At 71.9% G+C, this 10,723-nt stretch carries 10 protein-coding genes; all 10 read right to left on the bottom strand.

Annotated elements, in window-relative coordinates; translation table 11 throughout:
* Window positions 1-560: 560 nt before the first annotated feature.
* Window positions 561-1,871: a tyrosine--tRNA ligase gene (tyrS, locus tag FHR78_RS14135; RefSeq protein ID WP_347878226.1), complete on the bottom strand. Its 1,311-nt coding sequence runs from the start codon at window positions 1,869-1,871 to the stop codon at window positions 561-563.
* Between the two features lie 30 nt (window positions 1,872-1,901).
* The gene (locus tag FHR78_RS14130; protein ID WP_347878225.1) at window positions 1,902-2,516 is read right to left on the bottom strand and encodes a DNA-3-methyladenine glycosylase; all 615 of its coding nucleotides are present in this window, start codon (window positions 2,514-2,516) and stop codon (window positions 1,902-1,904) included.
* 5 nt (window positions 2,517-2,521) lie between these two features.
* Entirely contained in the window at window positions 2,522-2,647 is a 126-nt protein-coding gene (locus tag FHR78_RS15475; RefSeq protein WP_279589989.1) for a hypothetical protein, read from the bottom strand.
* Window positions 2,644-4,095, bottom strand: coding sequence for an argininosuccinate lyase (gene argH, locus FHR78_RS14125; RefSeq protein WP_166761149.1), 1,452 nt, complete (start codon window positions 4,093-4,095; stop codon window positions 2,644-2,646). Before argH ends, FHR78_RS15475 begins: the two co-directional genes overlap by 4 nt.
* On the bottom strand, window positions 4,095-5,294 hold the full coding sequence (locus tag FHR78_RS14120) for an argininosuccinate synthase (RefSeq protein WP_166761148.1): 1,200 nt from the start codon (window positions 5,292-5,294) through the stop codon (window positions 4,095-4,097). The genes argH and FHR78_RS14120 overlap by 1 nt, the downstream gene beginning before the upstream one ends.
* Window positions 5,295-5,374: 80 nt before the next feature.
* Entirely contained in the window at window positions 5,375-6,295 is a 921-nt protein-coding gene (argF, locus tag FHR78_RS14115; RefSeq protein ID WP_166761147.1) for an ornithine carbamoyltransferase, read from the bottom strand.
* Entirely contained in the window at window positions 6,292-7,509 is a 1,218-nt protein-coding gene (locus FHR78_RS14110) for an acetylornithine transaminase (protein WP_347878224.1), read from the bottom strand. The genes argF and FHR78_RS14110 overlap by 4 nt, the downstream gene beginning before the upstream one ends.
* Window positions 7,506-8,504 carry an acetylglutamate kinase gene (argB, locus tag FHR78_RS14105; protein ID WP_166761146.1) on the bottom strand — a complete coding sequence of 333 codons (999 nt, stop codon included), beginning with the start codon at window positions 8,502-8,504 and terminating at the stop codon, window positions 7,506-7,508. The genes FHR78_RS14110 and argB overlap by 4 nt, the downstream gene beginning before the upstream one ends.
* Window positions 8,504-9,661, bottom strand: coding sequence for a bifunctional glutamate N-acetyltransferase/amino-acid acetyltransferase ArgJ (gene argJ / locus FHR78_RS14100; protein ID WP_166761145.1), 1,158 nt, complete (start codon window positions 9,659-9,661; stop codon window positions 8,504-8,506). Before argJ ends, argB begins: the two co-directional genes overlap by 1 nt.
* Window positions 9,658-10,707, bottom strand: a complete 1,050-nt coding sequence (gene argC / locus FHR78_RS14095; RefSeq protein ID WP_166761144.1) for an N-acetyl-gamma-glutamyl-phosphate reductase — start codon at window positions 10,705-10,707, stop codon at window positions 9,658-9,660. Before argC ends, argJ begins: the two co-directional genes overlap by 4 nt.
* Window positions 10,708-10,723 lie beyond the last annotated feature (16 nt).

The raw sequence follows: 10,723 nt of genomic DNA, 5'->3' as shown, positions 1-10,723 counted from the left end.
GGCATTTGACAATGTGCACGCTGTTGAGTTCTCAAGGACCAAACGCATCAGGAACCCGACCTGTAATAGATCATCGTCCGGAGCGGCTGTGAAACTTTAGCACCGATCTTCGTGATGCAAGACCATCGCTCTTCGACTCCTGCGAGCCGGTGTCGTTCTCACGACGAGCCATGACGCTACACCATCTGGATCAGTGTTCGCAACCCACTTGGTCCGAGGCCAGCTGGCAGAACCAGCAGCAACTCGAGGACTTGGAGGTCAGTGTCACATGGGGGCCGGAGGAGCTTCGCTCCGCCGCACCTCCGTGGTGACAAGAGAAGACATTACAGGCACTGTGGCCACATCGTCCAAACCCTGTCGCATCCCGGGCGTGTCGTAAACGCGATGCCCGGAAAATCAAGGGTCAGGGCCCTGATCGTGGGCCCAGGGGCCTCCTGCGCCCTCGGAGGGCACATCCTTAGCCGCGGTCGTCCCTCTCGAATGAGGCCCTCCCGGTCTCGGATGCACGAAGGCCCGCTCCCCCATCGGGGGAACGGGCCTGAGGCGAGGTGGCGGTCCGGTCAGCGGACGGTCACGCCCGCGAGGGTCTTCTTGCCGCGTCGGAGCACGACCGTCCCGCCGGCGAGTGCCGACTCCCCCACGGGTGCGTCCGCGTCGGTGACCCGTGCGTTGTTCGCGTAGACCCCGCCCTCGGCCGTGCTCCTCCGGGCCGCGCCCAGGGAGGACACGAGGCCGGTGGCGACGAGGGCCTGGGCGACCGTCGTGTCGGAGTCGACCTCGGCCGAGGGCAGTTCGGAGACCGCGCTCCTCAGGGTCTGCTCGTCCAGGGACGCCAGGTCCCCCTGGCCGAAGAGCGCCGCAGCCGCGTCGATCGCGGCCTGCGCCGCCGCCTCCCCGTGGACCAGGCGGGTGACCTCCCACGCGAGGGTGCGCTGCGCCTCCCGCCGGAACGGCTCGTCGGCGACCGCACGCTCGAGCGACTCGACGGCCGCGCGGTCGAGGAACGTGAATACCTTGAGACGCGAGACGACGTCGGCGTCGTCGGTGTTCAGCCAGAACTGGTACATGGCGTACGGGCTCGTGAGCTCGGGATCGAGCCAGACGGCGTTGCCCTCGCTCTTGCCGAACTTGGTGCCGTCGCTGTTCGTGATGAGGGGCGTGCCGATCGCGTGCACCGACACCCCTTCGGTGCGTCGGATCAGCTCGGTGCCGCTGGTCAAGTTGCCCCACTGGTCGCTGCCGCCCGTCTGCAGCACGCAGTCGTGCTGGCGGAAGAGCTCGCGGAAGTCGAGGCCCTGCAGGATCTGGTAGCTGAACTCGGTGTAGCTGATGCCGGCGTCCGAGTTGAGCCGGGCGCTGACGGCGTCCTTCTTCAGCATCGTGCCGACCCGGAAGTTCTTGCCGATGTCGCGGAGGAACTCGATGGCCGACAGGGGGGCCGTCCAGTCGAGGTTGTTCACCACGCGCAGGCCGTTGTCGCCGTCGGCCGCGAGGAACTTCTCGACGTGCACCCTGATGCGGGTCACCCACTCCGCCGTCTGCTCGGGCGTCTTCAGGGTGCGCTCCGCGGTCGGACGCGGGTCGCCGATGAGCCCGGTGGACCCGCCGACGAGCCCGAGGGGCCGGTGGCCCGCCAGCTGGAGGCGGCGCATGAGCAGGAGCTGCACGAGGTTGCCCAGGTGGAGGCTCGGTGCCGTCGGGTCGAACCCGCAGTAGTACGTGACGGGCGGACCGGCGAGCAGGGCCTTCAGTGCATCGGCGTCGGTCGAGACGTGGACGAGGCCCCGCCACTGCAGTTCGTCCCACACGTCGTCGAACGTGGGGTCGTTGGCCTGGCCGGCCAGGACGTCGGCCGTGGTTTCGCTGCTCACCCGAGAAAACTACCAGCGGTCGGTCACGGGTCAGCCCCGCCGGACCGCCGGCCGCCAGGTCGAGACCGACGGTTCGCCGGCGAGCGTGAAGCGCCAGGGGAACTCGTCGGTCCCTGCCCGGCCCGACACCCCGACACGCGGGCCCGTCAGCACCTGCCCGATCGGCGCGACGGGCAGCTCGAGCGAGGACCTGCCGTCGCCCAGGCGGCTGCCGTCGTCGTCGAGACCGATGCCGAGAGCCGACCCGAGCCTCCCCGGGCCCTTGGCAAGCTCGGCGTCGCTGCGGGCGCTCGGCCGACGCGACCTCGCGACGTCGACGCCCTCCACGACCTCGCCCGCCCGGAGCAGCAGCCCCGACGCCCACCCCTCCGGGCCGCACACGATGTTGACGCACCGGTGGATCCCGTACGACAGGTAGACGTAGAGCGTGCCCCCCTCGGCGAACATGCTCTCGGTACGGGGCGTCCGACCACGGTGCGCGTGCGAGCCCGGGTCCTGACCCTGGCCGTGGTAGGCCTCGACCTCGGTCAGCCGCACCGCGACGTCGCCGACGCGGAAGACCGAGCCGAGGAGGCGGGGGCCGACCTCCAGCGCCGGTCGCGTGAGCAGCTCCGCCAGTTCGTCGCGCGGGGTCGAGGAGCCCACGGTCGTCAGAAGAAGCTCTGGCCCGACGAGACCACGATCACCACGACGGCCACGAGGACGACCACGCACACCGCGACGACCACGGGCAGGACCCAGGTGCGCGGCGTGCGAGGTCGGCTCGGCTCGGTCACGCGGACACCGGGTCGAGGTCACGGACGAGGTGGGCCACCCGCTCGGTCAGGGCGGCGAGCTGCTCCGCGACGCGCTCGGGTGCGGTCCCGCCGGCGCCCGTCCTGCTGCCGATCGAGCCCCGGACGGTGAGGACCGGACGGATGCTCGGGGTGAGGTGCTCAGACACCTGGGCGTACTGGGCGTCGGTGGGCTCGTCGAGCTCGAGGCCCTCCCGTTCGCAGAAGCGCACCAGTTCGCCGCTGATCTCGTGGGCGTCGCGGAAGGTGACGCCCTGACGGACCAGCCACTCCGCCACGTCGGTGGCGAGGGAGAATCCCTGGGGCGCGAGCTCGGCCATGCGCGCCTCGTCGAACTCGAGGGTGGCGATCATGCCGGTGAAGGCCGGCAACAGGACCTCGAGCTGGGTGACCGAGTCGAACACGGGCTCCTTGTCCTCCTGCAGGTCGCGGTTGTACGCGAGCGGCAGCCCCTTGAGGGTCGCGAGGAGACCGGTGAGGTTGCCGATGAGGCGGCCCGACTTGCCCCGGGCGAGCTCGGCGATGTCGGGGTTCTTCTTCTGCGGCATGATCGACGACCCGGTCGAGAACGAGTCGTGCAGGGTCACGAAGGCGAACTCGCGCGTCGACCAGAGGATGACCTCTTCTGCCAGACGCGACAGGTCGATGCCGATGGCGGCCGCGACGAAGGCGAACTCGGCGACGACGTCGCGGCTCGCGGTGGCGTCGATGCTGTTCTCGGTCGTGCGCTCGAAGCCGAGCTCCGTCGCGACGAGCAGCGGATCGAGCCCCAGGGAGCTGCCCGCCAGGGCACCTGCGCCGTAGGGCGACGCCGAGGCCCGGCGCGACCAGTCGCGCAGGCGCTCCAGGTCGCGGACCAGCGGCCAGGCGTGGGCCAGGAGGTGGTGCGCGAGCAGGACGGGCTGGGCGTGCTGCAGGTGCGTCCGTCCCGGCATGACCGCGTCGGGGTGGGCGGAGGCCTGGGAGGCGATCGCGTCGACGAGGCCCACCACGAGACGCGCTACGGCCGCGCCGTGGTCGCGCAGGTAGAGACGCACGAGCGTGGCGATCTGGTCGTTGCGGCTGCGGCCCGCGCGGAGCTTGCCGCCGAGCTCGGCGCCCGCGATGCCGATCAGGCCCCGCTCGAGCGCCGAGTGGACGTCCTCGTCGGACTCCGCCGCGACGAACGACCCGGCGGCGACGTCGGCCTCGAGCTGGTCGAGCGCCGCGAGCATGCCGTCGAGCTCGGCCTCGTCGAGGTAGCCCGCCGCCGCGAGGGCCCGGGCGTGCGCCCGGGACCCCGCGATGTCGTACGGCGCGAGCTGCCAGTCGAACTGCGTCGACTTGCTCAGGGCGGCGAGCTCGGGGGCGGGACCGGAGGAGAACCGGCCTCCCCACAGGGCGCCCGCCTCCCCCGCCCTCTGGTTCTGGCCGGGGGTCGCGTCGGCCACTACTGCTGCGCCAGGTCGCGGCGCGCCGAGATCTTGCTCGGCAGGGACCAGATCTCGATGAAGCCCTTCGACAGCGACTGGTCGAACGTGTCGCCGGTGTCGTAGGTCGCGAGGTCGAAGTCGTACAGGCTCTGGTCGCTGCGCTGGCCCGTGACGACCGCGCGTCCGCCCTGTAGCTTGAGGCGGATCTCGCCCGAGACGTACTTCTGGGTGTCGTCGATGAAGACGTCGAGCGAGCGCTTGAGGCCCGAGAACCAGAGACCGTCGTAGACGAGGTTCGACCACTCGGCCTCCACGCCGCGCTTGTAGCGGCCCAGGTCGCGCTCGATGGTGAGCGCCTCGAGCGCCTCGTGCGCCTGGATGAGCGCGACGGCGCCGGGGGCCTCGTAGACCTCACGGCTCTTGATGCCGACGAGGCGGTCCTCGACGACGTCGATGCGGCCCACACCGTGGGCGCCGGCCAGCTCGTTCATCTTCTGCACGATGCCGAGGGGCGTGTACGCGACGCCGTCGATCGCGACGGGCACGCCCGCCTGGAACGTGATGACGACCTCGTCGGCGTCCTTGAGGACCGCCGGATCTTGCGTGTACTCGTAGAGGTCTTCGATGGGCGGGTTCCACGGGTCTTCCAGGAAGCCCGTCTCGACCGCGCGGCCCCAGACGTTCTTGTCGATCGAGTACGGGTTCGCGGCGCTCTGGCGGATCGGCAGGGAGTGCTGCTCGGCGTACACGATGGCCTTGTCGCGCGTGAGCGCCAGGTCGCGCACCGGGGCGATGCTCGTCAGGTCGGGGGCCAGGGCGGCGACGGCCGCCTCGAAGCGGACCTGGTCGTTGCCCTTGCCGGTGCAGCCGTGGGCCACGCTGTCGGCGCCCAGCTCTTTCGCCACGCGGGCCAGGTGGCGCGCGATCAGGGGGCGGCTCAGGGCCGAGACCAGCGGGTAGGTCTTCTGGTACATCGCGTTGGCCTTGAGGGCGGGCATCAGGTAGTCGCGCCCGAACTCCTCCTTGGCGTCGACCACCACCGACTCGACGGCGCCGCAGTCGAGGGCACGCTGACGGATGTCGTCCATGTCCTCGCCGCCCTGCCCGACGTCGACGGCGAGTGCGACCACCTCCTTGCCGGTCGCGTCGGCGAGCCAGCCGATGCCGACGGAGGTGTCGAGACCTCCGGAGTATGCGAGGACGACGCGTTCCGCCATGGTTCTCCTTGAGTGTGGTGTGGGGGTGATCTTATCGGCAGGCCGCCCGGCGCCGTGGCCGGACGGCCCGTGCTGCGGGCTCAGTGCGCGAGCAGCCAGGTGAGGAGCGCCTTCTGGGCGTGGACGCGGTTCTCCGCCTCGTCCCAGATGACGCTGGTCGGGCCGTCGATGACGTCGGCGTCGACCTCGTACCCGCGGTCCGCGGGGAGGCAGTGGAGGAAGATCGCGTCGTCGGCCGCCTGCGCCATGAGCGCGCGGTCGACCTTGAAGCCGCCGAAGACGGCGACCCGCTCGTCTTTCTCGTCCTCCTTGCCCATCGACACCCAGGTGTCGGTGACGACCACGTCGACGCCCGCGACGGCGGCCGCGGCGTCGTCGACGACCTGGACGGAGCCGCCCGTGGTCGCGGCGACGGCCGTGGCGTCGTCGGCGACGCCCTGCTCGGGCTGGAACCCGGCCGGGGCGCCGACGCGCACGTGCATGCCGGCCGTGGCGCAGGCCAGCAGGTACGACTGGCCCATGTTGCTGCGGCCGTCGCCCACGAAGGCGACCGAGAGCCCGGCGAGCCGGCCCTTCGCCTCGCGGATCGTCTGCAGGTCGGCGAGCAGCTGGCACGGGTGGAAGTCGTCGCTGAGGGCGTTCACGACCGGGACGGTGGTGCCGGCCGCCATCTCCTCGAGACCCGACTGCGCGTACGTGCGCCACACGATGGCCGAGACCATGCGCTCGAGCACGCGTGCGGTGTCGGACGGGGTCTCCTTGCCGCCCAGCTGGCTGTTCGCCGTCGCGATGACGAGCGGGCTGCCGCCGAGGTCGGCGATGCCGACCGCGAACGAGACGCGGGTGCGGGTCGACGACTTGTCGAAGATGACGGCGACCGTCTGGGGGCCCTCGAGGGGACGCTGCGACCAGCGGTCGCGCTTGAGGGCGTCCGCGAGGTCGAGCACCTCGAGCTGCTCGGCCGGGCTGAGGTCGTCGTCGCGGAGGAAGTGGCGGGTCATGCGAGACCTTTCAGGACGCTGGAGAAGAGGGCGGAGAACTCGGCGATCTCGGCGTCGCCGACGATCAGGGGCGGGGCGAGGCGGATGCTCGAGTCGTTGGGGGCGTTGACGATGAGCCCCGCGTCGAGGCAGCGGGCGGCGACCTCGGCGGCGACCGGGCGGGCGAGGCCGACGCCGATGAGGAGTCCCTGGCCGCGGACCCCGGCCACGAGGGGCGAGTCCATCGCCGCGATCGCAGCGCGGATCTGCTCGCCCCGCACGACCGCGGCCTCGACCAGCCCGGAGGCCTCGATCTCGCCGAGGACGGCGTCGGCCGCCGCGGTGGCCAGCGGGTTGCCGCCGAACGTGCTGCCGTGCTGCCCCGCCTCGAAGAGGTCGGACGCGGCTCCGAACGTCACGAGGGCGCCGATCGGCACTCCCCCGGCGATGCCCTTCGCCACCGTGATGGCGTCGGGCACGACGTCGAACTGCTGGAACGCGAACCACGAGCCCGTCCGGCCGATGCCGGTCTGGATCTCGTCGAGCACCAGGAGGGCCCCGTGCTCGCTCGTCAGCTCGCGCGCGCGCTCGAGGAACCCCGCGGGGAGGTCGAGCACGCCGGCCTCGCCCTTGATCGGCTCGACGAAGAGGGCCGCGACGTCGTCGCCCATGGCCGCCTCGAGGGCCTCGATCGTCGTGTCGATGTGCTCGACCCCGGCGACCATGGGCTCGAACGGCTCGCGCAGCGCGGGCTTGCCGGTCAGCGCGAGGGCGCCCATCGTGCGGCCGTGGAACGAGCTCTGCAGCGCGAGGACGCGCGTGCGGCGACCGTCCCCGCGGTTGAGCCTCGCGAGCTTGAAGGCGGCCTCGTTGGCCTCGGCCCCGCTGTTCGCGAAGTACACCCGTCCTGCGTCGCCGGCTCCGGAGATGCGCAGCAGGCGCTCGGCGAGGGCCAGCTGCGGCTCGGTGGCGAAGTAGTTCGACACGTGGACGAGGGCGCCTGCCTGGCGAGAGATCGCCTCGACGAGCACGGGGTGGGCGTGGCCGAGCGCGTTCACCGCGATGCCCGCGAGGAAGTCGAGGTAGCGCTTGCCGTCGACGTCCCACACGACGCAGCCCTCGCCGCGCTCGAGCATGACCTTCGGCGTGGCGAGCGAGCGCATGAAGGCGTCGCCGAACCGGCTCTGCCAGTCGTCGCGACGCGTCTGTCCGCCTGGTGTCTGGATCGTGGTCACGACTGTCCTTCCTTCTGGGTGCCGGCGGCGCCGGCAGGGGCGATCGGGTACGCGTCGACGACGGGTGCTCCGTACGAGGCCGCGCGGTCGTCGGGCACGACCTCGGTGCCCGACCCGCGCTGCGTGAAGACCTCGAGCAGGATCGAGTGCGGGATGCGGCCGTCGATGATGGTGGCCCCGCCGACCCCGCCGACCACCGCGTCGAGGCAGGCCGTCATCTTGGGGATCATGCCGGACTCGAGCGACGGCAGCATGTCGGAGAGCGCGGACACGGTGATCGCCGCGACGAGGGAGTCGCGGTCGGGCCAGTCGGAGTAGAGCCCCGCGACGTCGGTGAGGACGACGAGCTTCGTCGCCCGCAGGGCGACCGCGAGGGCGGCCGCGGCGGCGTCGGCGTTCACGTTGAGCAGCGAGCCCGCCTCGGCCTCGTCGACCGCGAGCGACGAGACCACGGGGATGCGACCGGCCTCGATCTCGGCGAGCACGGACGCGGGGTCGACTCCGACGACGTCGCCTACGTGGCCGAGGTCGACGGCCTCGCCGTCGACGACGGTGCCGCGACGACGGCCCGTGAAGAGGGTCGAGCCCTCGCCGGAGACGCTGCGCGCGAGGTCGCCGTGCTCGTTGACGAGCGCGACGATCTGCTGCGCGACCTCGCCGGCCAGCACGTCGCGGACGACCGTGATGGCCTCGGTGCTCGTGTAGCGGTAGCCCCCGCGGAAGTCGCTCGGGATGCCCGCGGTCGCGAGCGCCGCGGAGATCTGCGGACCGCCTCCGTGGACGACCACCGGGTGCAGCCCGGCGAGCCGCAGGTAGACCATGTCCTCGGCGAAGGCGCGCCCGAGCGCCTCGTCGACCATCGCGTTGCCGCCGAACTTGACGACGACGACCTTGCCGGAGAACCGCTTGAGCCAGGGCAGCGACTCGATCAGGGTCGCGGCCTTGACGGCCGCGAGTTCCTGCTCGGCGCTGTGGGTCACCTCGTGTGCGCCCATCAGCTGGAGTACGCGCTGTTCTCGTGCACGTAGTCGTGCGTGAGGTCGTTCGTCAGGATCGTGGCCTCGGCCCCGCCCGCCCGCAGGTCGACGAGCACGTGGACGGCCCGGGGCGTGAGGTCGACGGACTCGCTCGGAACGTCGGGCGCGCCGGCGTGACAGACCCGGACGCCGTTCATCGACACGTCGACGTCGTACGGGTCGAACGCGGCGCCCGTGGTGCCGATGGCCGCGAGGACCCGACCCCAGTTGGGGTCGTTGCCGAACACGGCGGCCTTGAACAGGGCGTTCCGCGCGATGGACCGGCCGACCTCGACGGCGTCGTCCTCGTCGACCGCGCCGACGACCTCGATGCGGATGTCGTGGGAGGCGCCCTCGGCGTCGGCCTGCAGCTGACGGGCGAGGTCGGCGCAGAGCTCGGTCACCGCCGCCGCGAAGTCGTCGGCGGCGGGCGTGACGCCGGACTCGGCGCTCGACAGGAGGACGACCGTGTCGTTGGTGGACATGCAGCCGTCGGAGTCGAGCCGGTCGAAGGTGACGCGGGTCGCCCCGCGCAGGGCCGCGTCGAGCACGTCGGCAGGCAGGTCGGCGTCCGTGGTGAGGACGACGAGCATCGTGGCGAGGCCCGGTGCGAGCATGCCCGCCCCCTTGGCCATGCCGCCGACCACCCAGCCGTCGCCGGCGACGACGGCCTGCTTCGGCACGCTGTCGGTCGTCATGATGGCCTCGGCGGCGTCGGCGCCCCCGTCGACGCCGAGACCGGCCGCGGCCTCACGGGCCCCCGCCAGGACCTTGTCGCGGAACACCTGGTCGCCGACGCCGATGAGGCCCGTCGAGCAGACCACGACGTCGCCGGCCGAGACGCCCAGGGACTCGGCGACCGCCTCGGCGGTGGCGTGCGTCGTCTGGAAGCCGAAGGGGCCGGTGAAGCAGTTGGCGCCTCCTGAGTTCAGGACGACCGCCTCCGCTATGCCGTCCCCGAGCACCTGCTGGGACCAGAGGACGGGGTGCGCCTTGGCGCGGTTGCTCGTGAAGACGGCGGCCGCCGCCTTGCTGCGGCCGGTGTTGACCACGAGGGCGACGTCGCGCCTGCCCGTGCTCTTGAGGCCGGCGACGACGCCTGCGGCGGTGAAGCCCTGTGCTGCGGTGACGCTCACGGTGCCACTCCGTCCGTGGTGAGGCCCGTGGTCTCGGGGAGGCCGAGGGCGATGTTGGCGGACTGGACGGCGGCGCCGGCCGTGCCCTTGACGAGGTTGTCGATGGCGCTGACGACGACGACGCGCTCGGCGTCCTCGTCGACGGCGAGGCCGATCAGCGCCGTGTTGGCGCCGACCGTGTCGGCCGTGCGGGGGAAGACGCCCTCGGGCAGGACGTGGACGAAGGGCTCGTCGGCGTAGGCCTGCTCCCACGCGGTGCGCACGTCGTGCGCGCCCACGCCCGGCGCGAGGGTCGCGGTCGTCGTGGCCAGGATGCCCCGCGACATCGGCACGAGGACCGGCGTGAACGAGATGCGGACGTCGCCGGCGCCGGCCAGCACGAGGTTCTGCTGGATCTCGGGCACGTGCCGGTGCGTCCCGCCGACGCCGTAGGCCGACGCGGAGCCCATCAGCTCGCTCGCGAGGAGGTGCGGCGCGAGCGCCTTGCCTGCCCCCGAGGGCCCGACGGCGAGGACCGACACGATGTCGGTGGCCTCGACGAGGCCCGCCCGGACACCGGGCGCGAGGCCCAGCGTGACGGCCGTGACATTGCACCCGGGGACGGCCACTCGGCGGGCACCGCGGAGGGCGTCCCGCTGGCGACCGCCCGAGGCGCCGAGCAGGAGCTCGGGCAGGCCGTAGGCCCAGGCGCCGTGGTACTCGGTGCCGTAGAAGCGCGCCCAGGCCGCCTCGTCGGTGAGCCGGTGGTCGGCGCCGCAGTCGACGACGAGCACGTCGTCGGGCAGCTGTGCGGCGATCGCCCCGGACTTGCCGTGCGGCAGGGCGAGGAAGACGACGTCGTGGCCCGAGAGCGTCTCCGGCGTCGTCTCACGGAGCGTGAGGTGGCTGAGCGAGCGGAGGTGCGGCTGGACCGCGGCGAGGGGCTGTCCGGCGTTCTGGAACGCCGTGACGGTCACCACGTCGAAGTCGGGGTGCGCGGCGAGGAGCCGCAGGAGCTCGCCGCCGGCGTACCCGCTGGCGCCTGCTACCGCTACGGAGTGAGGCATGTGTCCATCCTGATGG

The sequence above is a fragment of the Frigoribacterium faeni genome (assembly GCF_011761235.1).
Taxonomy (GTDB): Bacteria; Actinomycetota; Actinomycetes; order Actinomycetales; family Microbacteriaceae; genus Frigoribacterium; species Frigoribacterium faeni_A.
Note: the sequence above shows the minus strand (reverse complement) of the source record. Positions and strands in the feature narration are given on the sequence as shown.